The organism is Burkholderia ubonensis subsp. mesacidophila, from assembly GCF_002097715.1.
GTDB classification, from domain to species: Bacteria; Pseudomonadota; Gammaproteobacteria; order Burkholderiales; family Burkholderiaceae; genus Burkholderia; species Burkholderia mesacidophila.
Genome location: NZ_CP020737.1, coordinates 1,007,437 through 1,028,588, shown reverse-complemented (window position 1 = coordinate 1,028,588; position 21,152 = coordinate 1,007,437). Strand labels below are relative to the sequence as shown.

Genomic DNA, 21,152 nt, shown 5'->3' with positions numbered 1-21,152 from the left:
GCCCATGCAACGCTCGGTGCGTTCATCGCGCCGCGTCGATATCGTTTCGATGCACCGCGCGTCGATCGCGCGGCGCGTACATCGTCATGCTCAGCCCTTCACCGCGCCCGCCGTCAGGCCGCGCACGAAGTAGCGGCCGGCGATCACGTAGACGAGCAGCGTCGGCAGCGCGGCGATGATCGCGCCCGCCATGTCGACGTTGTATTCCTTCACGCCCGTCGACGTGTTGACGAGGTTGTTCAGCGCGACCGTGATCGGCATCGAGTCGACGCCGGAGAACACGATCCCGAACAGGAAGTCGTTCCAGATCTGCGTGAACTGCCAGATCAGGCACACCATGAAGATCGGCAGCGACACCGGCAGCAGGATTTTCGTGAAGATCGTGAAGAAGCCCGCGCCGTCGATGCGCGCGGCCTTCACGAGCTCGGCCGGCACGCTCACGTAGAAGTTGCGGAAGAACATCGTCGTGAACGCGATCCCGTACACGACGTGCACGAACACGAGGCCGGGAATCGTGTTGGCGAGGCCCAGCATCCCCTGCAGGCGCGCCATCGGCAGCAGGATCACCTGGAACGGGATGAAGCAGCCGACCAGCAGCATCGTGAACAGCGCGTCCGCGCCGCGAAAGCGCCAGTGCGTGAGCACGTAGCCGTTGAACGCGCCGATCAGCGACGAGATCAGCACGGCCGGGATCACCATCTGCAGCGAATTCAGGAAGAACGGCTTCATGCCGTCGCAACGCACGCCGGTGCACGCGCCGCTCCACGCCTTCACCCACGGATCGAGGGTCCAGTGCGACGGCGGCGTCAGCAGGTTGCCGGTGCGCAGCTGGTCGAGATCCTTGAACGACGTCGACAGCATCACGTAGATCGGGAACAGGAAGTACAGCGCGAACAGGATCAGGGCCGCGTAAATGACCGCGCGGCTGATGGTCATCTTAGGCTGCATTGCGGGTGCTCCTCGATTCCAGGTACATCAGCGGCACCAGCACCGCGACCACGGTCGCGAGCATCATCACCGACGATGCGGCGCCGAGCCCGAGCTGGCCGCGGTTGAACGAAAACGTGTACATGAACATCGCCGGCAGCGACGACGACGTGCCCGGCCCGCCCGCCGTCAGCGCGACGACGAGGTCGAAGGTCTTGATCGTGATGTGGCAGAGGATCAGCAGCACCGAGAAGAACACCGGGCGCATGCTCGGGATCACGATCTTGCGGTAGATCGTCGGCAGCGTCGCGCCGTCGACCTGCGCGGCCTTGAAGATCTCGCTGTCGACGCCGCGCAGGCCCGCGAGGAACAGCGCCATCACGAAGCCCGTCGATTGCCACACGGCCGCGATCACGACGCAGAAGATCGCCTTGTCCGGATCGCCGAGCCAGTCGAACGAGAAGCTCGTCCAGCCCCAGTCGTGCATCACCTTCTCGAGGCCGAGGCCCGGGTTCAGGATCCATTGCCACGCGGTGCCGGTCACGATGAACGACAGCGCCATCGGATACAGGAAGATCGCGCGCAGCGCGCCTTCGTTGCGGATCTTCTGGTCGAGCAGGATCGCGAGGAACAGGCCGAGCGACACGCAGATCGCGATGAACGGAATGCCGAACCAGCCGAGGTTCGCGGCGGAGGTCCACCACACGTCGTTCTGGAACAGGTCCGAGTAGCGGCCGAAGCCGTCGAACTCGTAGTTCGGCAACAGCCGCGACCGGGTCAGCGACAGATAGCCGGTAATCAGGATGAAGCCGTAGATGAACACCACGGCGATCGCCACGCTGGGCGCGAGCACCAGCTTCGGAATCCAGCGGTCGGCGAAGGCCGACATCGGCGACGTGCGCCTGACGGCAGCGCCGGATCCGTTTCCGCTAAGAGGGGCAGCCACTTGATTCGACTCCTGGAACGAGAGTGACGCCGGCCGGCCAGACCGGGGCGGCGTCGGGTGCGGCGCGGGCCCGGCGGGCGGGCCCGTTTGCTGCGCATGCAAGAACGCCCGGCGGATGAAACGGGTCGGGCCGGGCGTTCGTCGCGTGCGTTACTTCACCTTCGCGGCTTTCGCGAGCGCGGCGACCGCGCTCTTCGAATCCTGCTGCGAGTTCATGAACTTCGTCACGACGTCGGTGATCGCGCCGGCGGTCGCGTCGCCCTGCGCCATCCCGTGCGCGAGCGACGGCACGAAGCCGCCAGACTTGATCGCGGTCTGCTCGTCGGCGTACGACTTCTTCGCGCAGTCGTCGAACTTGTCCATCTTCACGCCGAGGCGCACCGGCACCGAGCCCTTCAGCAGGCTGAACTGCTCCTGGAAGTCCGGCGTCATGATCGTCTTCGCGAGCGCGAGCTGGCCCGGCGTCGCGGCGCTCTGGCCCTTCTGCTGGAAGAACACGAACGAATCGACGTTGAACGTGTACGAATTCGCGGTGCCCGGCACCGGCGCGCAGACGTAGTCCTTGCCCGCCTTCTTGCCCGCGCTCTCGAACTCGCCCTTCGCCCAGTCGCCCATGAACTGCATGCCGGCCTTGCCGTTGATGACCATCGCGGTCGCGAGGTTCCAGTCGCGGCCGTTGCGGCCGCTGTCGAAGTAGCCCTGGATCTTGCGCACGGTGTTGAACACGTCGAGCATCTGCGGCGAGCTCAGCGTCGCCTGGTCGAGATCGACGAGCGCCTTCTTGTAGAACGCCGGGCCCTGCGACAGCACGACGTCTTCCCACAGCGTCAGGTCCTGCCACGGCTGGCCGCCCATCGCGACCGGCTGGATGCCCGCGGCTTTCAGCTTGTCGGCGACCGCGAAGAATTCGGGCCAGGTGGCCGGCACCTTCGCGCCGACCTTGTCGAGCGCGGCCTTGTTGATATAGAGCCAGTTCACGCGGTGCACCGAGAACGGCGCGCCGACGGTGTGGCCCTTGTACTTCATGATCTTGTCGATTTCAGGCGGCAGGTTCTGCTTCCAGTCGCCGGTTGCCTGGTCGATGTTGACGAGCACGCCCTGGTCGGCCCAGTCCTGGATCAGCGGGCCCTTGATCTGCGCGGCCGACGGCGCGTCGCCGCTGATCACCTTGGTCTTCAGCGCGGTCATTGCCGCTGCGCCCGCGCCGCCCGCGACCGCGAAGTCCTTCCAGACGTAGCCCTGCTTCTGCAGGTCGTCCTTCAGCACGCCGACGGCCTTCGATTCGCCGCCCGAGGTCCACCAGTGCAGCACCGTCACATTCTCGGCCGCCTGCGCCGCCGCGGCGCCGGCCATCAGGCCTGCGGCGCACAGCGCGCCCATGATCGCGCGAACTTTCATTACTTATCTCCTCCAGACTGAATCAACTCGTGAGGTCCCCTCCGCGGGAACCGGCTTCTTGGTGACGACTGGGAAATCGAGCCGCGAGACGCAGTGCGCGTACGGGGCCGATGGCCGGCCGGGCTCTTACAGAAAGCGTGACTTGAGATTCAACGGCGTGTCTCCTCTTGTGTTTCTGGCCCGCCGCGACGCGGCGCGAGCCCGGGGCCGACGACGTGCGCACGATGCGCGTCATCAATGTCCGATAACATTCGGCACATGGCATTCCCCGTGACGAAGGACGCGCCGTTGCATCGACCGCGCTTCATTTTTTCTTCGTCCGGGTGCTACCCCTTGCGGCGGATTGTAGTTAAACTACAATTCAGTGTCAAAAATATTTTTATCGCACTACGGATCGCTTCACAGCACCCCAACCCGGGCGGAGACACATGCATACCGATTCCAGCTTTACCTTCGTACTTTTCGGCGGCACCGGCGACCTGTCGATGCGCAAGATCCTCCCGGCGCTGTTCGAGGCACACCGCGCGAACATGCTGGCGCAGAGCGGCCGGATCGTCGCGGTCGCGCGTCACTCGGCCGATCTCGCCGAGTATCTCGAGTGGGTCGAGGAGCACGTGAAGCCGCATGCGGCGAAGGCATCGCGCGGTGCGTTCGACGAAGCCGCCTGGAAAAGCTTCGTCGAGCGAATCGTGTATGTGAAGCTCGATCTCGGCCGCGCGGAAGATTACGCAGTGTTGCGCGACACGGTCGACCAGTTGCCCGGCACCCGGGTGTTCTATCTCGCGACGGGCCCGTCGCTGTTCGAGCCGATCTGCAAGGCGCTCGCGTCGGTCGGCCTGAACCAGGGCGCGCGCATCGTGCTCGAGAAGCCGCTCGGCTACGACCTGCGCTCGTCGAACGCGATCAACGACGCGGTCGGCGAGATCTTCGCGGAAGACCAGATCTACCGGATCGACCATTACCTCGGGAAAGAGCCGGTGCAGAACCTGCTCGCGCTGCGCTTCGGCAATGCGCTGTTCGAGCCGCTGTGGCGCCGCGAATGGGTCGAGAGCATCCAGATCACGATCGCCGAGGAGCTCGGCGTGGAGGCGCGCGGCGATTTCTACGACAACACCGGCGCGCTGCGCGACATGGTGCAGAACCACCTGCTGCAGCTGCTGTCGATCGTCGCGATGGAGCCGCCGCACTCGATGGATTCCGATTCGGTGCGCGACGAGAAGCTGCGCGTGCTGCGTGCGCTGAAACCGGTCGATCCGCGCGACATCGGCAAGGTCGCGGTGCGCGGCCAGTATCACGCGGGCGTGATCAAGGGCGCGCAGGTGCCGGCCTACGCAACCGAGCCGGGCGTGAAGCCCGACAGCCCGACCGAGACCTTCGTCGCGCTGAAGGTGGAGATCGAGAACTGGCGCTGGGCCGGCGTGCCGTTCTTCCTGCGCACCGGCAAGCGGCTCGCCGACCGCGTCGCGGAGATCGTCGTCAACTTCCGTCCGGTGCCGCACTCGGCGCTTGGGGCCTCCGCGCTGCGCCCCGGCGCGAACCGCCTCGTGATCCGCCTGCAGCCGAACGAGACGATCCGCCTGTACTGCCTCGCGAAGCAGCCCGGCGAAGGGATGAACCTCGCGAGCGTGCACCTCGACCTCGCGTTCGACCAGTTCTTCAAGGAAGGCCAGATGGAGGCGTACCAGCGCCTGCTGCTCGACGTGATCAATGGCCGCCTCGCCCTCTTCGTGCGCCGCGACGAGCAGGAAGCCGCGTGGCGCTGGGTCGAGCCGATCCTGAACGAATGGGCGCGCTCGCTGAAGCCGCCGAAGCCGTATGCGGCCGGCACGTGGGGGCCGGCCGCGGCGAGCGCGATGCTCGCGCAGCACGGCACCTGCTGGCTCGAAGAAGAAAACTGATGCAAGCGGCGGGCGCTGCGCACGCGGCGCCCGCCGTCGCCCCCACACTATTCAATAGACAACAGCAGTCCGGAGGAGATGTGATCGAGATTCACGCTTTCGACACCCAGGAAGCGCAAAGCGACGCGCTCGCGCAGGCCGTCGGCGACGCGCTGCGCGCGGCGCTCGCCCGCCCCGCGCGCGCGACGCTCGCGGTGTCCGGCGGCACCAGCCCGCGCCCGTTCCTGCAGACGCTGTCGCACGCGGCGCTCGACTGGACCCGCGTCGACGTCACGCTGGTCGACGACCGCTGGGTGCCGGAAGACGATGCCGCGAGCAACGCGCGCCTCGTGCGCGACACGCTGCTGCAGCATGCGGCCGCGCCCGCCGCGTTCCTGCCGCTCGTCGACACCGGCGCCGCGCTCGACGCGCACGTCGCCGCGCTGAACGCGAACCCGGCGCACCGCCTGCCCGACGTCGCGGTGCTCGGCATGGGCGAGGACGGCCACACCGCGTCGATCTTCGCCGACGCGCCCGAATGGGACCACGCGATCACGACCGCCGAACGCTTCGTCGCCGTGCATCCCGGCGCCGCGCCGCATGCGCGCGTGAGCTTTTCGCTCGATGCGCTCAAGCGCATCGACCGGCTGTTCCTGCTGATCGCGGGCAGCCGCAAACGCGAGGTGCTCGAGGCCGCCGCCTCGTCGCCGCAGAAGAACGCCATTTCGCAACTGGCCAACGACAAGGGGGCAAAGCTCGATGTCTACTGGTGCGCAAAGTAAAGTTGCCGCCGCGGGCCAGCATGCCGACGGCCCGCGCCTGCTCGCGGACGTCGGCGGCACCAACGCGCGCTTCGCGCTGGAAACCGGCCCTGGCGAGATCACGCAGATTCGCGTCTACCCGGGCGCCGAGTATCCGACGCTCACTGACGCAATCCGCAAATACCTGAAGGACGTGAAGATCGCCCGCGTGAACCACGCGGCGATCGCGATCGCGAACCCGGTCGACGGCGACCAGGTCACGATGACCAACCACGACTGGAGCTTCTCGATCGAGGCGACGCGCCGCGCGCTCGGCTTCGACACGCTGCTCGTCGTCAACGACTTCACCGCGCTCGCGATGGCGCTGCCGGGCCTGACCGACGCGCAGCGCGTGCAGATCGGCGGCGGCGCGCGCCGCCAGAACGGCGTGATCGGGCTGCTCGGCCCCGGCACCGGGCTCGGCGTGTCCGGGCTGATTCCGGCCGACGACCGCTGGATCGCGCTCGGCAGCGAGGGCGGCCATGCGTCGTTCGCGCCGCAGGACGAGCGCGAGGATCTCGTGCTGCAGTACGCGCGCAAGAAGTTTCCGCACGTGTCGTTCGAACGCGTGTGCGCGGGGCCCGGCATCGAGATCGTCTATCGCGCGCTCGCCGCGCGCGACAAGAAGCGCGTCGCGGCGAGCGTCGATACGGCCGAGATCGTCGAGCGCGCGCATGCGGGCGACGCGCTCGCGCTCGAGACGGTCGAGTGCTTCTGCTCGATCCTCGGCACGTTCGCCGGCAACATCGCGGTGACGCTCGGCTCGCTCGGCGGCGTCTACATCGGCGGCGGGGTCGCGCTGAAGCTCGGCGAGCTGTTCACGCGCTCGCCGTTCCGCGCGCGCTTCGAGGCGAAGGGCCGTTTCGAGGCCTATCTCCAGAACATCCCGACCTACCTGATCACTGCCGAATATCCGGCGTTCCTCGGCGTATCGGCGATCCTCGCGGAACAGCTGTCGAACCGCTCGGGCGGCGCGTCGTCGGCCGTGTTCGAACGGATCCGCCAGATGCGCGACGCGCTCACGCCGGCCGAGCGCCGCGTCGCCGATCTCGCGCTGAACCATCCGCGCTCGATCATCAACGACCCGATCGTCGACATCGCGCGCAAGGCCGACGTGAGCCAGCCGACGGTGATTCGCTTCTGCCGCTCGCTCGGCTGCCAGGGGCTGTCCGACTTCAAGCTGAAGCTCGCGACGGGCCTCACCGGCACGATCCCGATGAGCCACAGCCAGGTGCATCTCGGCGACACCGCGACCGACTTCGGCGCGAAGGTGCTCGACAACACCGTGTCGTCGATCCTGCAGCTGCGCGAGCACCTGAACTTCGAGCACGTCGAGAACGCGATCGAGATCCTGAACGGCGCGCGGCGCATCGAGTTCTACGGGCTCGGCAATTCGAACATCGTCGCGCAGGACGCGCACTACAAGTTCTTCCGCTTCGGGATCCCGACCATCGCGTACGGCGACCTCTACATGCAGGCCGCGTCGGCCGCGCTGCTCGGCAAGGGCGACGTGATCGTCGCGGTGTCGAAGTCGGGCCGCGCGCCGGAGCTGCTGCGCGTGCTGGAAGTCGCGATGCAGGCCGGCGCGAAGGTGATCGCGATCACGTCGAGCAACACGCCGCTCGCGAAGCGCGCGACCGTCGCGCTCGAGACCGATCACATCGAGATGCGCGAATCGCAGCTGTCGATGATCTCGCGGATCCTGCATCTGCTGATGATCGACATCCTCGCGGTCGGCGTCGCGATCCGCCGCGCGGCGCCCAACGCGGAGCTGTCCGAGGCCGTCGCGCAGGCGAAGGCGCGCGCGAACGACGACGAGACCGCCGACGTGCTCGACTGGCTGAGCCACGGCGCGTCGCCGGCGGCGCGGGACACCGCGAGGGACTGACGCTTCGGTAGAACATTCCCGGGGCGAACGACACCCCGAACACTAGATACTGATCCGGTGTTCGGGGTGTTTTACATGGTGGGCAAGACGTCACGCAAAATACACGCGAACATGGCTACGATTTTCAGACGAGTCCTGTATCCGAGCGACTCCCCGACTCGATAGACTGCGGTTCGCATGTGCTCAACCGTGCGGGGATTTCATCCACTCCGCATCGTCGAAGGAAGTCGTCATGTCAGACCCAAGCACCCCTACCTCGGGAAGCATCCCCTATTCGATCGGTATCGCGGGTGTGGTCCGGATTCCGATTCCGGGCACGCCGCGCCTCGGCATCAAACTCAGGCCGTGCGGCGCGATCCCGAAAAACGGTTCGACGTCGACGCTATTCTTCCAGGACATATCGGGCCGCAAACATCTGCGTCTCGACTATGGTTATAACGTCCAGACGAAAACGGTCGACTATCATTGGAATCAACGGGGCACCCATGAAAGGTTCGGTATTGCTGACCATACGCCTGTCGGGCAAGGAGGCGCGACGGTCTACCGATCGGCCAAGTATTTCCGTCACGCAGGACGCGTGCTGGCCATTGTCGACGTGTCCATCGACGTCGTATCGATTGTCGTCGCAAGCCGCCCGATCCGACGCGCGTCGGAAGTCGTGACGGGACTGGCATTGTCTTGGGCAGGCTGCAAGGCCACGGGTGCGGCCGGCGCGTTGGCCGGTACACCGGCCGCACCGTTTGGTGTCGCAGCAGGTGGACTTGCCGGATGTGTGGTCGGTGGATACATCGGCTATCAAATCGGCAGCGTGCTCGGCGGTGCGGTCTTTGATTGGTCCGACGCGACCTTTTCCCCGCTTCCTCAAGCGCGATTGTGATGAATACAGCGGCAATTTTCATCTGCGACACGCCGATCAGTCGGCAATGGCAGCTCGGTCCGCTCCCTCCACCGACCGGAGACATCGCGCTCATCGGCTGGCACGTCGAGCCGCATTCAGTCGACAGCGGTGTCCCGACTGACGTCCGCCGACTGCTCGGACGAGCGCTCGCTTCGATCGCGAAGCTCTCCTTTCCCGTATCCGCAAGCGCTGAATCGAATACGGATCCGCGTGCCACGGACGATCAACGACGACAACTGCCCTTCAGCAGCCTTGCCGATCGCTTCAAGGCCACGCTGAATCGGCAGTCGGCAATCTCGCTTATCACGACCTGCCCCCCTGACACGGCAATACAATTGTTCGATGCGCCGGGCTTTTCGTGGGAATGGCAAGCACAGGTGGTGGTGCTATCGGAGCGCAATGCCACCCCACCGCCCCTGACACGCGACACATTGTTCGCGCTGATCGGCGACGCCTGGACTCAGCACGCACCGGCGCTGCTTGCAAGCGGAGTCGTCGGCGTTATGCGCCCCGGCGTCGACGGCGACGTGGTCGGCATTCTGTCGTTGACACCGGCTTTCAAGCAGGCACTCATCGCGGCACTCGAGATCGAGGCGCAGCGAGCAAATTTCACCTGCTCGCGCGTGACGGAGCCCAGCTTTGCAGGGCTGCTATAACTCAAGCCCCCGCCCTCGCCGGCTGCCCGTGCCAGTGCAGCAACAGGGTTCGCCCGACGAAGCACAGCACGCCGGTCACGCCGATCGTGACGCCCATCGCGAACGGCGTGCCGTCCGCCAACGCGCCGATCGCGACGCTCGCGAGCGCGCCGAGCGCAAGCTGCATCGCGCCGAACACGGCCGCCGACGCGCCCGCGTTGTGCGGATAGCGATGCATCAGGTCGGTCGTGCAGTTCGCCGACAGGATCCCGACCACGCCGACGACGAAGAACAGGCACACCACGATCGACCACAGCCCGCCCCACCCCGTCAGCGCGACGAGCGCGACCGCGAGCGACGCGATGCAGCTGACGAGCGACGCCGCCGCGATGATCCGCAGCGAGCCGACCCGGCCGACGAGCCGCGTGTTCGCGAAGTTGCCGATCATGATGCCGACCACGTTCAGGCCGAACAGCAGCCCGTAATGCTGCGGCGACACGTGGAAGTACTCGATATAGACGAACGGCGTGGCCGTGATGTACGAGAACATCGACGCGAACGCCATCCCGCCGCACAGCATGTGCCCCCACGCGACCGGGTCGGACAGGATGCGTCCGTAAGACGCGAACGACGCGAGCACCGCCGTGCTCTTGCGCCGCTCCTTCGGCCAGGTCTCGGGCACGCGCAGGTATGCGGTCGCCGCGCACAGCGCGCCGACCGCCGCAAGCACAACGAACACGCCGCGCCAGCCGGCGAAGCGCAGGATCTGGCCACCGATGAGCGGTGCGAGGAGCGGCCCGACCGCGGTGACGATCGCGACCATCGACAGCACCTTCGCCGCGTCGCCCGGCTCGTGCGCGTCGCGCGCGATCGCCCGCGCGAGCACCGATGCCGCGCCTGCGCCGAGCGCCTGCAGGAAGCGCACGACGATCAGCATGTCGATCGAGCCGGCCACGAAGCAGCCGACGCTCGCGAGCGTAAATAGCGCGATGCCGCCGAGCAGCACCGGGCGCCGGCCCCAGGTGTCGGACATCGGGCCGTACAGCAGCATGCCGATCGAGAAGCCGGCCATGAAGCTCGTCAGCGTGCGCTGCGCGGCGCCGGGGCTGACGGAGAAGCCTTGCGCGATCGACGGCAGGCTCGGCAGGTACATGTCGGTGGCGATCGGCCCACAGGCGGCAAGCGCGCCAAGCAACAGGATCAGCCGGGCATCGGGCCGGCGACGGACGACGTGAGACATGGAAATCCGCAAAGGAGCCGACGCGCATCGGGGCGCGCGGCGGTGAAGACGGGAGCGCGGCAGCCGGATCCGGCGCCGCCAAGTCCATGATTGTACGCGCAACTTTTTCAGGCTACCTGATTCGGCGCCAACCGGCGCGCGCGGCGCGCCGCCGTGCGCCGATTGAATTAAGCTTGCTTCCCTTGTCTGACAAATCCCCGTCCCGACCGAACCGATGACCGCTTTTCTGCTGATCTGGAGCCCCAAGAAATGGCCGTGGCCCGAGCTGCCCGACGTCGCCGCGCGCGTGAAGGCCGGCGAGGCCGTGCACGACGCGTGGGGCTGCGGCTTCGCGCGCGGCATCCTGCCGGGCGACCGCGTGTTCCTGCACCGGGTCGCGAAGGAGCCCAAGGGCGTGTTCGGCTCCGGCTACGTGACGCGCGCGCCGTACGAGGTGCCCGATCCGTCGACCAAGCGCGGCTACCGCCTGTGCATCGACTTCGTCTACGACTGGCTCGTCGACGCCCACCAGGAAGTCGTGATCCCGCGCGACGCGCTGCGCGTGCACCCGTACTCGGTGCAGACCTGGGACGCGCAGACCTCCGGCACGTCGATCAAGCCGATGGTCGAAGGCCCGCTCGAGAAGCGCTGGGCCGAGCTGACCGGCAAGCGCAAGCCGCCGCGCTAGCGCCGGCCTCGCTCCAAATCCCCACGCGCCGAATGGCCGCATCCCGCCCGCAGGCTCGCCGCGCGCGTCTCCGGTACAATCGGACGATCGTTCCGCCCAGGCGCCGCGGCCCGTGCACAGGCCCGCCCGCGCCGTTCTCTCGCAGGTTTCGCTCATGTCCAACAATCAGATCCTCTTCGAACGCGCGCAGCAAACCATTCCCGGCGGCGTCAACTCGCCGGTCCGCGCGTTCCGTTCGGTCGGCGGCACGCCGCGCTTCGTGTCGCGCGCGCAAGGCCCGTACTTCTGGGACGCCGACGGCAAGCAGTACATCGACTACATCGGCTCGTGGGGCCCGATGATCGTCGGCCACGTCCATCCGGAAGTGCTCGCGGCCGTGCAGAAGGTGCTCGCCGACGGCTTCTCGTTCGGCGCGCCGACCGAAGCCGAGATCGAGATCGCCGAGGAAATCTGCAAGCTCGTGCCGTCGATCGAGCAGGTGCGGATGGTGTCGAGCGGCACCGAGGCGACGATGAGCGCGCTGCGCCTCGCGCGCGGCTTCACGGGCCGCAGCCGCATCGTCAAGTTCGAGGGCTGCTACCACGGCCACGCGGACAGCCTGCTCGTGAAGGCCGGCTCGGGCCTGCTGACGTTCGGCAACCCGACGTCGGCGGGCGTGCCCGCCGACATCGCGAAGCACACGACCGTGCTCGAATACAACAACGTCGCCAAGCTCGAGGAAGCGTTCGCCGCGTTCGGCGACGAAATCGCCGCGGTGATCGTCGAGCCGGTCGCCGGCAACATGAACCTCGTGCGCGGCACGCCGGAGTTCCTCAACGCGCTGCGCGCGCTGTGCACGAAGCACGGCGCGGTGCTGATCTTCGACGAAGTGATGTGCGGCTTCCGCGTCGCGCTCGGCGGCGCGCAGGCGTACTACGGCATCACGGCCGACCTGACCTGCCTCGGCAAGGTGATCGGCGGCGGGATGCCGGCCGCCGCGTTCGGCGGCCGCCGCGACATCATGGCCCACCTCGCGCCGCTCGGCGGCGTCTACCAGGCCGGCACGCTGTCGGGCAACCCGATCGCGGTCGCCGCGGGCCTGAAGACGCTGCAGCTGATCCAGGCGCCCGGCTTCTACGATGCGCTCACCGCGCAGACGAAGCGCCTCGCCGACGGCCTCGCCGCCGAAGCGCGCGCGGCCGGCGTGCCGTTCGCGGCCGATTCGATCGGCGCGATGTTCGGCCTGTACTTCGCCGAGCGCGTGCCGGCGAGCTTCGCCGAAGTCACGCAGAGCAACGTCGAGCGCTTCAACCGCTTCTTCCACCTGATGCTCGACGAGGGCGTCTATTTCGCGCCGTCCGCGTACGAAGCCGGCTTCGTGTCGAGCACGCACGACGACGCGGTGATCGACGCGACGCTCGCCGCCGCGCGCCGCGCGTTCGCCGCGCTGGCCGCCGCGTAACCCGGGGCCGCGCGGATGTTCTCGGATACCGATTTCGCCCACATGCAGCGCGCGCTCGCGCTCGCGGCGCGCGGCATGTACACGACGACGCCGAACCCGCGCGTCGGCTGCGTGATCGTCAAGGACGGCGACGTGATCGGCGAAGGCTTCACGCAGCCGGCCGGCCAGGATCACGCGGAAGTGCAGGCGCTGAAGGACGCGCGTTCGCGCGGCCACGACGTCGCGGGCTCGACCGTCTACGTGACGCTCGAGCCGTGCAGCCACTTCGGCCGCACGCCGCCGTGCGCGAACGCGCTGATCGACGCGCGCGTCGCGAAGGTCGTCGCGGCCATGGAAGACCCGAATCCGCAGGTGTCGGGGCGCGGCCTCGGGATGCTGCGCGACGCGGGCATCGACGTGCGCTGCGGGCTGCTCGCGCATGAAGCGGGCGAACTCAATATCGGCTTCGTGTCGCGGATGACGCGCGGCCGCCCGTGGGTGCGGATGAAGACCGCCGCGTCGCTCGACGGCCGCACCGCGCTGCCGTCCGGCGAAAGCCAGTGGATCACCGGCGACGCCGCGCGGCTCGACGGCCACGCATGGCGCGCGCGCGCGTGCGCGATCCTCACCGGCATCGGCACCGTGCGCGAGGACAACCCGCAGCTGACGGTGCGCGGCATCGACACGCCGCGCCAGCCGCGGCGCGTGCTGGTCGACAGCCGCCTCGAGCTGCCGCTCGACGCGCGCCTGCTCGAAGGCGCGCCGCTCTTGATCTTCTGCGGCCGGCTCGACGCCGCGGGCGTTGCGCGCGCGGCGGCGCTGAAAGCGCGCGGCGCGGAAATCGTGCCGCTGCCGAACGCGCACGGCAAGGTCGACCTGCCGGGCATGCTGACGGCGCTCGGCGCGCGCGGCATCAACGAACTGCACGTCGAGGCGGGCCACAAGCTGAACGGCTCGCTGCTGCGCGAGCACTGCGTCGACGAACTGCTGGTCTACCTCGCGCCGAGCCTGCTCGGCGCCGACGCGGCCGGCATGTTCGATCTCGCCGCCCCCGCGAGCCTCGATGCGCGCGCGCGGCTCATGTTTCACGGCATCGAGCGGATCGGCGACGATCTGCGGATCCTGGCGCGCTTCGCGCCGCTCATCGCCTCTCACTGAACGGAATCGTCACGATGTTTACCGGAATTGTCGCGGCCGTCGGCCGCATTGAATCGATCAAGCCGCTGGGCGCATCGCCGGACGCGGGCGTGCGCCTGACCGTGAAAGCCGGTGGGCTCGATCTCGCCGACGTCGCGCTCGGCGACAGCATCGCGATCCAGGGCGCGTGCATGACGGTGATCGAGAAGACCGCCGATGCGTTCGACGTCGAAGTGTCGCGCGAAAGCCTGAACCTCACGGTCGGCCTTGCGGAGCCGGGCGACGTCAATCTCGAGAAGGCGCTGCGCGCGCACGACCGGCTCGGCGGGCACATCGTGTCGGGCCACGTGGACGGGCTCGGCACGGTGTCGCACTTTGCGCCGGTCGGCGAGTCGCACGAGTTGCGCATCGTCGCGCCGCGCCAGCTCGGCCGCTATCTCGCGTACAAGGGTTCGATCACGGTGAACGGCGTGAGCCTGACCGTGAACTCGGTTGCGGACCGCGCGGACGGCTGCGAGTTTTCGATCAACCTGATTCCGCATACGGTCGAGGTCACGACGCTGCGTCACCTGAAGGCGGGCAGCCAGGTGAATCTCGAAATCGACATGATTGCGCGCTATGTCGAGCGGATGCTGTCGACCTCGCAGGACGACCATAAGCCGTTGAAATAACGCGACTTTCAACCAATCGGCCGAATCGGGCCATCTCGGAGCATCCAGCTTCAGCCCGTGTTACGTGACGGTATGCTTGACCGCATACCGTCATTTTCCTCGCCAAATATACGGTCAACCCGGCGGCCTGCCGCGCCAGTGTTGGATGCGGGCACGGCCGATTCGCCCGCCTTGACCGCTGTCCGGCGACCTTCCCTGCTATTACTTACGCCAGCCGAACACCTCGTTCGCGTTCACGCCGTACCTGCGGGCGACCGCTGATACCGATGCGCCGGGCCCCGGCGATTCCTTTTTGTGCCGTGCGGCGGCGACGTTCCGGCTCGGTCAGCGTCTCGACGCCGAAACAAACGTCTACAAAATCCCCCCAGCTATCGTTGCACGAGCCTTCCGTGCTCGTCCTGCCTCCAACAGCCGAAAGCGCGTTTCACATTGCGGGACTCACTTCGAGATCCCTCAGCATCATTTTCCCGCCGCTTGAAAACATGTTTTGCATTGCAAAAACATCGGCGCATCTCATTGAAAAATAAGCACAAATTAAGTCTTGTGTCTTATATAAGACATCTTCAAAACGCGTCAGGCGGCGTTACTATTTAGTCATGCAGTTCGCTTCGACTTACGTAGCGGTACACCCCACCATTTTTTCGAACGCGCTTTCTTCCTAGGAGATTCACATGGCCCAATATCAGGACGACATCAAGGCAGTTGCTGGCTTGAAAGAGACGCACGGCAGCGCATGGGATGCCATCAATCCCGAGTACGCCGCCCGCATGCGTGCCCAGAACAAGTTCAAGACGGGCCTGGACATCGCCAAGTACACCGCCAAGATCATGCGCGCCGACATGGCCGCCTACGATGCCGACCCGTCCAAGTACACCCAGTCGCTGGGCTGCTGGCACGGCTTCATCGGCCAGCAGAAGATGATCTCCATCAAGAAGCACTTCAACAGCACCGAGCGCCGCTACCTTTACCTGTCCGGCTGGATGGTGGCCGCGCTGCGCTCCGAGTTCGGCCCGCTGCCGGACCAGTCGATGCACGAAAAAACCTCCGTCAGCGCGCTGATCCGCGAGCTGTACACCTTCCTGCGCCAGGCCGACGCCCGTGAACTGGGCGGCCTGTTCCGCGAGCTGGATGCCGCCAAGGACGCTGCTGCCAAGGCCGCCATCCAGGAAAAAATCGACAACCACGTCACCCACGTCGTGCCGATCATCGCGGACATCGACGCGGGTTTCGGCAACGCCGAAGCAACCTACCTGCTGGCCAAGCAGTTCATCGAAGCGGGCGCATGCTGCATTCAGATCGAAAACCAGGTGTCCGACGAGAAGCAGTGCGGCCACCAGGACGGCAAGGTCACCGTGCCGCACGAGGACTTCCTGGCCAAGATTCGCGCGATCCGCTACGCGTTCCTGGAACTGGGCGTGGACGACGGCATCATCGTGGCCCGTACCGACTCGCTGGGCGCGGGCCTGACCAAGCAGATCGCCGTGACCAACACGCCGGGCGACCTGGGCGACCAATACAACGCCTTCCTCGATTGCGAAGAATTGTCGGCCGACCAACTGGGCAATGGCGACGTCATCATCAAGCGCGACGGCAAGCTGCTGCGTCCCAAGCGCCTGCCCAGCAACCTGTTCCAGTTCCGCGCCGGCACCGGCGAAGCGCGCTGCGTGCTGGATTGCATCACCTCGCTGCAAAATGGCGCCGACCTGCTGTGGATCGAAACCGAAAAGCCGCATATCGCCCAGATCGGCGGCATGGTCAACGAGATCCGCAAGGTCATCCCGAACGCCAAGCTGGTGTACAACAACAGCCCGTCGTTCAACTGGACGCTGAATTTCCGCCAGCAGGCGTATGACGCGATGAAGGCCGCGGGCAAGGATGTGTCGGCATACGACCGCGCCCAGTTGATGAGCGTGGAATACGACCAGTCCGAACTGGCGGCGATCGCCGACGAAAAGATCCGCACGTTCCAGGCCGACGCGTCGCGCGAAGCAGGCATCTTCCACCATCTGATCACGCTGCCGACGTACCACACCGCCGCGCTGTCGACCGACAACCTGGCCAAGGAATACTTCGGCGACCAGGGCATGCTGGGTTATGTGGCTGGCGTGCAGCGCAAGGAAATCCGTCAGGGCATCGCCTGCGTCAAGCACCAGAACATGTCCGGCTCGGACATCGGCGACGACCACAAGGAATATTTCAGCGGCGATGCTGCCCTGAAAGCGGCGGGTAAGGACAACACGATGAACCAGTTCTGATACCGGTCATACCCCAAGCAAAACGCCAACCCCTGCAGGTTGGCGTTTTTTTATCCGGCGAGATAGCTCGCGGCGTTCTCATCAAACAGTCAGGCCGCCACGTCGGCGCGCTGCGCCGGCGCGGCGACGCTCACGCGGTCGCGCCCGGCCGCCTTCGCCGCATACAGTGCGGCATCGGCCCGTGCCATCAACTGCGACAGCGGCTCGCCGGCCACGCGCTCGGCGACGCCCGCGCTGAACGTGAACCCGACGACGCCGCCGGTCGGCCCGGCGCCGCCGCCCGCGAGCGATGCGCGCAGGCAATCGATCGCGCGCGCCGCTTCATCCGCGGACGTGTCGGGGCACAGCACCGCAAACTCCTCCCCGCCCAGCCGCCCGAACAGGTCGCGAGACCGGATCCCCTCGGCCATCACCGCCGCAAAATGCACGAGCGCCTGGTCGCCCGCCGCGTGGCCGTGGCGATCGTTGATGCTCTTGAAGTTGTCGAGATCGACGATGACGAGCGACTGCGGCGCGCCGGCACGCGCCGCGCGCCGGCACCGCTGCTCGGCCTGCTCGAGGAAGGCGCCGCGCATCAGCGCGCCCGTCAGGCCGTCGACGGTCGCGAGCCGCTCGAGGCGTTCCGCGATGCGGTCGTGCGCCAGCATCACGACGCTCATCGACAGGCACGACAGGCTCAACACGGCCAGCGCGACGAACGCGACGTTCAACGTCGTCGGGTGCAGCAGTGTCGCATCGTCGCCATGCCCGAGCGCAAACGCCGCACCGCGCGCGAACTGGACGATCGCGCCGGCAATCGCGACCACCCATACGAAGCCGTAGGCAAACGGCGGACGGTGCGCAGGCCGCCGGCGATACGCGAGCCAGCCGATCGCGACGCGGACGTACACGGCCATCACGGATATGAATACGACGCGCAGGTTCGACAGCGCTCCGGCCCATGCGCACCAGACGACCGCCACGACCAGCAGCGCGGCCGCGGCCAGTTCCGCCCGATACACGGGCCGCACGCCGAAGAACTGCCGGAAGCCCTGCAGGATCGCGAGCGTCCCGCACACGTACGGCACGACGGCGACCGAGACGGCCACCGGCGAAGACGGCGCGGCGAGCACCGCACCGACCGCCATCGCGAGCAGCGCCTGTGACGCGAGCCAGCGGCGCACGCCCGGCACGTCGGCGCGCCACAGCGAGCCCAGCACCGCCGACGTCACGACGCAATTGATCAGCAGGACGAGCAGCAGAACGGCGGGAGTCGACATGTCCGGGGAGCATCCGATCGAAATCGCCAAACGTCGTCGCGCACGCGCCGCCGCCGGCGCATGATGGCCGTTGGCGCGGGCAATACGCGGCCCGGCGTTGTGGTCTGTCCGCCGACGAGGCGGTGGTGGTGCGCGCATTCTAACCGGTACGGACGGCCGGTCGCGACTCGCCCGTCCGGCCATGCGCGCGCCGGCCCTTGTCCGTCCGGCCAACGTCGCGCACACGCAATGCCGCCGCGCTATGATGCTGCAGCGGCCGTTACGCCGCTGCGCTGCACCACGCCATTGCGCGCCGGCGCGCGCACGATCGTCCCCTTCGAGGAAACGCCCATGTCCATTTCGATGTATCAGGCCTCGGTGCCTGTCCTGATCCGCGGCCTGACCAACCTGCAGCACGTCCTCGGCAAAGCCCAGGCGCACGCGGCCGAAAAGCAGATCGATCCGTCGGTGCTGATCGGCGCCCGGCTGTTTCCGGACATGGCGCCGCTCGCGCGCCAGGTCTACATCGCGACCGACACCGCGAAGGGCTGCGCTGCGCGGCTCGCGGGCGTCGAGATTCCGAGCTACCCCGACGTCGAGCAGACGTTCGACGAACTGCACGCGCGCCTGCAGAAGACGATCGACTACCTGAAGGGCTTCGACGCGGCGCAGATCGACGGCTCGGAAGCGCGCGAGATCGTGCTCAAGATGCGCGTCGGCCCGCTCGAATTCTCGGGCCAGTCGTACCTGCTGAATTTCGTGCTGCCCAACTTCTTCTTCCACGTGACGACTGCGTATGACATCCTGCGTCACAGCGGCGTCGAACTCGGCAAGCTCGATTTCCTCGGCGGCCGCGACGGCCGCATGTGACGCGCCCCGGCCGCCTGTCCGGGCGGCGCGGCGGCCGCGCCGGACCGGCCCCGCGGCCGGCGCCTTCCGCGCCAGCCGAAACCCGCTCCGGCTGGCGTAAAATACGCACTTTCCTCTTTCTCGCCCCCTTATGACGCTCGCCTCCACGCCCGACATCATCGCCGAGCTGAAAGCCGGCCGGATGGTGATCCTGGTCGACGAAGAAGACCGCGAAAACGAAGGCGATCTGGTGATCGCCGCCGAATTCGTGACGCCGGAAGCGATCAACTTCATGGCGAAGTTCGGCCGCGGCCTGATTTGTCTGACGTTGACGCAGGAACGCTGCAAGCAGCTGCACCTCCCGCTGATGACGTACCGCAACGGCACGCAATACGGCACCGCCTTCACGGTCAGCATCGAAGCGGCCGAAGGCGTGACGACCGGCATCTCGGCGGCCGACCGCGCGCATACGATCGCCACGGCGGTCGCGCACGACGTGCGCCCCGAGCACATCGTGCAGCCGGGCCACGTGTTCCCGATCATGGCGCAGCCGGGCGGCGTGCTCGTGCGCGCGGGCCACACCGAGGCCGGCTGCGATTTCACCGCGCTCGCGGGCCTCACGCCCGCCGCGGTGATCTGCGAGATCATCAAGGACGACGGGACGATGGCCCGCCTGCCCGACCTGATCGAGTTCGCGAAGGAACACGGCCTGAAGATCGGCACGATCGCCGACCTGATCCACTACCGCAGCCGCACCGAGTCGATCATCGAGCGCGTCGCCGAGCGCACGATGCAGACCGCGCACGGCACGTTCCGCGCGGTGCTGTACCGCGACCAGCCGACCGGCTCGCCGCACATCGCGCTGGTGCGCGGCACGCCGTCGCCGGACATCGACACGCCGGTGCGCGTGCACGAGCCGCTGTCGGTGCTCGACCTGCTCGAGACCGGCGCCTCGACGCACTCGTGGACGCTCGACGCCGCGATGCGCGAGATCGCGCAGCGCGACCACGGCGTGATCGTACTGCTCAACTGCGGCGACACGAAGGAACATCTGGTCGACGTCTTCAAGGCGTTCGACGAGGAAGAAAAGGCCGCGGCGCTGAAGCGCCGGCCGGTCGATTTCAAGACGTTCGGCATCGGCGCGCAGATCCTGCGCGATGTCGGCGTCGGCAAGATGCAGGTGCTGTCGAATCCGCGCAAGCTGGGCAGCATGTCCGGCTACGGCCTCGAAGTCACGGGCTTCGTGCCGATGCCCGGCGGCGAAGCCAAGGCCTGCGGCTCGACGCCGCACGCGTAACCCGTCACGGCATTTTCGCCTTATAACCGCTTATCCACACCACGGACAAAGATCATGGAAATCGGACAATACCAACCGAATCTCGAGGGCGACGGCCTGCGTATCGGCATCGTGCAATCCCGCTTCAACGAGCCCGTGTGCAACGGCCTCGCCGACGCGTGCGTCGAAGAGCTGGAGCGCCTCGGCGTCTCCGGCGAAGACGTGCTGCTGGTGTCGGTGCCGGGCGCGCTCGAAATCCCGCTCGCGCTGCAGAAGCTCGCGGAAAGCGGCCAGTTCGACGCGCTGATTGCGCTCGGCGCGGTGATCCGCGGCGAGACCTACCACTTCGAACTCGTGTCGAACGAGAGCGGCGCGGGCATCACCCGCATCGGCCTCGACTTCAACCTGCCGATCGCGAACGCGGTGCTGACGACCGACACCGACGAGCAGGCCGTCGCGCGCATGACCGAAAAGGGTCGTGACGCGGCGCGCGTCGCGGTCGAGATGGCCAATCTGACGATGGCGCTCGACCAGCTCGGCGACGAGGAAGACGAAGAAGAGGACGAAGACGACGAAGAGGAGCGCGCATGAAGAAGAGCGCCCGCCGACAATCGCGCGAGCTGGCGACGCAAGGCCTGTATCAGTGGCTGCTGTCGAACGCGTCTTCAGGCGAGATCGACGCGCAACTGCGCGGCGCGCTGGGTTACGACAAGGCCGACAAGGACCTGCTCGACGCCATCCTGCACGGCGTGATCCGCGAGCACGCGACGCTTGCGGAAGCACTCGCGCCGTGCCTTGACCGTCCGATCGAGCAGCTTTCCCCGATCGAACGGGCGGTGCTGCTGATGGCGACGTTCGAGCTCACGCACCACATCGAGACGCCGTACCGCGTGATCATCAATGAAGCGGTCGAGCTGACCAAGACGTTCGGCGGCTCCGACGGCTACAAGTACGTGAACGGCGTGCTCGACAAGCTCGCCGCGAAGCTGCGCCCCGCCGAAACGCAGGCGCGCCGCAACGGCTGATCCTC

19 protein-coding genes and 1 pseudogene are annotated in these 21,152 nt (G+C 67.0%); 14 read left to right on the top strand and 6 right to left on the bottom strand.

Going from position 1 to position 21,152, the window contains the following annotated elements:
- Positions 1–90: 90 nt before the first annotated feature.
- From B7P44_RS04940 to B7P44_RS04930, 3 genes are all read right to left on the bottom strand, one after another.
- Entirely contained in the window at positions 91–948 is an 858-nt protein-coding gene (locus B7P44_RS04940; protein WP_088511416.1) for a carbohydrate ABC transporter permease, read from the bottom strand.
- Positions 938–1,873, bottom strand: coding sequence for a carbohydrate ABC transporter permease (locus B7P44_RS04935; protein WP_084901353.1), 936 nt, complete (start codon positions 1,871–1,873; stop codon positions 938–940). Before B7P44_RS04935 ends, B7P44_RS04940 begins: the two co-directional genes overlap by 11 nt.
- A gap of 150 nt (positions 1,874–2,023) precedes the next feature.
- Positions 2,024–3,271, bottom strand: coding sequence for an ABC transporter substrate-binding protein (locus tag B7P44_RS04930; protein WP_084901351.1), 1,248 nt, complete (start codon positions 3,269–3,271; stop codon positions 2,024–2,026).
- Positions 3,272–3,699: 428 nt separating this feature from the next.
- Between B7P44_RS04930 and zwf the strand changes: the two genes are divergently transcribed.
- The 5 genes from zwf (at position 3,700) to B7P44_RS04905 (ending at position 9,390) form a co-directional block, all read left to right on the top strand.
- Positions 3,700–5,169, top strand: a complete 1,470-nt coding sequence (gene zwf, locus B7P44_RS04925) for a glucose-6-phosphate dehydrogenase (protein WP_084901349.1) — start codon at positions 3,700–3,702, stop codon at positions 5,167–5,169.
- Between the two features lie 80 nt (positions 5,170–5,249).
- Positions 5,250–5,930 carry a 6-phosphogluconolactonase gene (gene pgl, locus B7P44_RS04920; RefSeq protein ID WP_084901347.1) on the top strand — a complete coding sequence of 227 codons (681 nt, stop codon included), beginning with the start codon at positions 5,250–5,252 and terminating at the stop codon, positions 5,928–5,930.
- The gene (locus B7P44_RS04915; protein WP_084901345.1) at positions 5,908–7,836 is read left to right on the top strand and encodes a bifunctional transcriptional regulator/glucokinase; all 1,929 of its coding nucleotides are present in this window, start codon (positions 5,908–5,910) and stop codon (positions 7,834–7,836) included. Before pgl ends, B7P44_RS04915 begins: the two co-directional genes overlap by 23 nt.
- A gap of 232 nt (positions 7,837–8,068) precedes the next feature.
- Complete coding sequence (locus tag B7P44_RS04910; protein ID WP_084901342.1) at positions 8,069–8,713, top strand: hypothetical protein; 645 nt, start codon at positions 8,069–8,071, stop codon at positions 8,711–8,713.
- A complete protein-coding gene (locus B7P44_RS04905; protein WP_084901339.1) occupies positions 8,713–9,390 on the top strand; it encodes a hypothetical protein in 678 nt (225 codons plus the stop codon). The genes B7P44_RS04910 and B7P44_RS04905 overlap by 1 nt, the downstream gene beginning before the upstream one ends.
- A 1-nt stretch (position 9,391) precedes the next feature.
- Here the strand turns inward: B7P44_RS04905 and B7P44_RS04900 are convergent, their stop codons facing one another.
- A complete protein-coding gene (locus tag B7P44_RS04900; protein ID WP_084901336.1) occupies positions 9,392–10,609 on the bottom strand; it encodes a Bcr/CflA family multidrug efflux MFS transporter in 1,218 nt (405 codons plus the stop codon).
- A 214-nt stretch (positions 10,610–10,823) separates the two neighbouring features.
- Between B7P44_RS04900 and B7P44_RS04895 the strand changes: the two genes are divergently transcribed.
- From B7P44_RS04895 to B7P44_RS04880, 4 genes are all read left to right on the top strand, one after another.
- Complete coding sequence (locus B7P44_RS04895; RefSeq protein ID WP_084901334.1) at positions 10,824–11,276, top strand: hypothetical protein; 453 nt, start codon at positions 10,824–10,826, stop codon at positions 11,274–11,276.
- Positions 11,277–11,430: 154 nt separating this feature from the next.
- A complete protein-coding gene (gene hemL, locus B7P44_RS04890) occupies positions 11,431–12,717 on the top strand; it encodes a glutamate-1-semialdehyde 2,1-aminomutase (protein ID WP_084901332.1) in 1,287 nt (428 codons plus the stop codon).
- A gap of 15 nt (positions 12,718–12,732) precedes the next feature.
- Entirely contained in the window at positions 12,733–13,854 is a 1,122-nt protein-coding gene (gene ribD, locus B7P44_RS04885; protein WP_084901329.1) for a bifunctional diaminohydroxyphosphoribosylaminopyrimidine deaminase/5-amino-6-(5-phosphoribosylamino)uracil reductase RibD, read from the top strand.
- 14 nt (positions 13,855–13,868) lie between these two features.
- Entirely contained in the window at positions 13,869–14,504 is a 636-nt protein-coding gene (locus B7P44_RS04880) for a riboflavin synthase (protein ID WP_084901325.1), read from the top strand.
- A gap of 107 nt (positions 14,505–14,611) precedes the next feature.
- Here the strand turns inward: B7P44_RS04880 and B7P44_RS35895 are convergent.
- Positions 14,612–14,832, bottom strand: a pseudogene (locus B7P44_RS35895) (transposase); the annotation flags it as partial.
- Between the two features lie 343 nt (positions 14,833–15,175).
- Here B7P44_RS35895 and B7P44_RS04870 point away from each other — a divergent pair.
- Positions 15,176–16,759, top strand: coding sequence for an isocitrate lyase (locus B7P44_RS04870; protein ID WP_084901323.1), 1,584 nt, complete (start codon positions 15,176–15,178; stop codon positions 16,757–16,759).
- An 89-nt stretch (positions 16,760–16,848) separates the two neighbouring features.
- Here B7P44_RS04870 and B7P44_RS04865 read toward each other — a convergent pair whose 3' ends face one another.
- A complete protein-coding gene (locus B7P44_RS04865; RefSeq protein ID WP_084901320.1) occupies positions 16,849–18,018 on the bottom strand; it encodes a GGDEF domain-containing protein in 1,170 nt (389 codons plus the stop codon).
- A gap of 330 nt (positions 18,019–18,348) precedes the next feature.
- Here B7P44_RS04865 and B7P44_RS04860 point away from each other — a divergent pair, with 330 nt between their 5' ends.
- From B7P44_RS04860 to nusB, 4 genes are all read left to right on the top strand, one after another.
- A complete protein-coding gene (locus B7P44_RS04860) occupies positions 18,349–18,867 on the top strand; it encodes a DUF1993 domain-containing protein (protein ID WP_084906419.1) in 519 nt (172 codons plus the stop codon).
- A gap of 130 nt (positions 18,868–18,997) precedes the next feature.
- The gene (gene ribBA / locus B7P44_RS04855; protein WP_084901317.1) at positions 18,998–20,143 is read left to right on the top strand and encodes a bifunctional 3,4-dihydroxy-2-butanone-4-phosphate synthase/GTP cyclohydrolase II; all 1,146 of its coding nucleotides are present in this window, start codon (positions 18,998–19,000) and stop codon (positions 20,141–20,143) included.
- Between the two features lie 54 nt (positions 20,144–20,197).
- Positions 20,198–20,713 carry a 6,7-dimethyl-8-ribityllumazine synthase gene (gene ribH, locus B7P44_RS04850; RefSeq protein WP_010091647.1) on the top strand — a complete coding sequence of 172 codons (516 nt, stop codon included), beginning with the start codon at positions 20,198–20,200 and terminating at the stop codon, positions 20,711–20,713.
- Positions 20,710–21,147, top strand: coding sequence for a transcription antitermination factor NusB (nusB, locus tag B7P44_RS04845; protein WP_084901314.1), 438 nt, complete (start codon positions 20,710–20,712; stop codon positions 21,145–21,147). The genes ribH and nusB overlap by 4 nt, the downstream gene beginning before the upstream one ends.
- Positions 21,148–21,152 lie beyond the last annotated feature (5 nt).

What these genes read in the sequence shown, in the direction of transcription:
- B7P44_RS04940 (WP_088511416.1), bottom strand. Translation starts at nt 948, where the DNA reads ATGCAGCCTAAGATGACCATCAGCCGCGCGGTCATTTACGCGGCCCTG.
- B7P44_RS04930 (WP_084901351.1), bottom strand. Translation starts at nt 3,271, where the DNA reads ATGAAAGTTCGCGCGATCATGGGCGCGCTGTGCGCCGCAGGCCTGATG.
- zwf (WP_084901349.1), top strand. Translation starts at nt 3,700, where the DNA reads ATGCATACCGATTCCAGCTTTACCTTCGTACTTTTCGGCGGCACCGGC.
- B7P44_RS04915 (WP_084901345.1), top strand. Translation starts at nt 5,908, where the DNA reads ATGTCTACTGGTGCGCAAAGTAAAGTTGCCGCCGCGGGCCAGCATGCC.
- B7P44_RS04910 (WP_084901342.1), top strand. Translation starts at nt 8,069, where the DNA reads ATGTCAGACCCAAGCACCCCTACCTCGGGAAGCATCCCCTATTCGATC.
- B7P44_RS04905 (WP_084901339.1), top strand. Translation starts at nt 8,713, where the DNA reads ATGAATACAGCGGCAATTTTCATCTGCGACACGCCGATCAGTCGGCAA.
- B7P44_RS04900 (WP_084901336.1), bottom strand. Translation starts at nt 10,609, where the DNA reads ATGTCTCACGTCGTCCGTCGCCGGCCCGATGCCCGGCTGATCCTGTTG.
- B7P44_RS04895 (WP_084901334.1), top strand. Translation starts at nt 10,824, where the DNA reads ATGACCGCTTTTCTGCTGATCTGGAGCCCCAAGAAATGGCCGTGGCCC.
- hemL (WP_084901332.1), top strand. Translation starts at nt 11,431, where the DNA reads ATGTCCAACAATCAGATCCTCTTCGAACGCGCGCAGCAAACCATTCCC.
- ribD (WP_084901329.1), top strand. Translation starts at nt 12,733, where the DNA reads ATGTTCTCGGATACCGATTTCGCCCACATGCAGCGCGCGCTCGCGCTC.
- B7P44_RS04880 (WP_084901325.1), top strand. Translation starts at nt 13,869, where the DNA reads ATGTTTACCGGAATTGTCGCGGCCGTCGGCCGCATTGAATCGATCAAG.
- B7P44_RS04870 (WP_084901323.1), top strand. Translation starts at nt 15,176, where the DNA reads ATGGCCCAATATCAGGACGACATCAAGGCAGTTGCTGGCTTGAAAGAG.
- B7P44_RS04865 (WP_084901320.1), bottom strand. Translation starts at nt 18,018, where the DNA reads ATGTCGACTCCCGCCGTTCTGCTGCTCGTCCTGCTGATCAATTGCGTC.
- B7P44_RS04860 (WP_084906419.1), top strand. Translation starts at nt 18,349, where the DNA reads ATGTCCATTTCGATGTATCAGGCCTCGGTGCCTGTCCTGATCCGCGGC.
- ribBA (WP_084901317.1), top strand. Translation starts at nt 18,998, where the DNA reads ATGACGCTCGCCTCCACGCCCGACATCATCGCCGAGCTGAAAGCCGGC.
- ribH (WP_010091647.1), top strand. Translation starts at nt 20,198, where the DNA reads ATGGAAATCGGACAATACCAACCGAATCTCGAGGGCGACGGCCTGCGT.
- nusB (WP_084901314.1), top strand. Translation starts at nt 20,710, where the DNA reads ATGAAGAAGAGCGCCCGCCGACAATCGCGCGAGCTGGCGACGCAAGGC.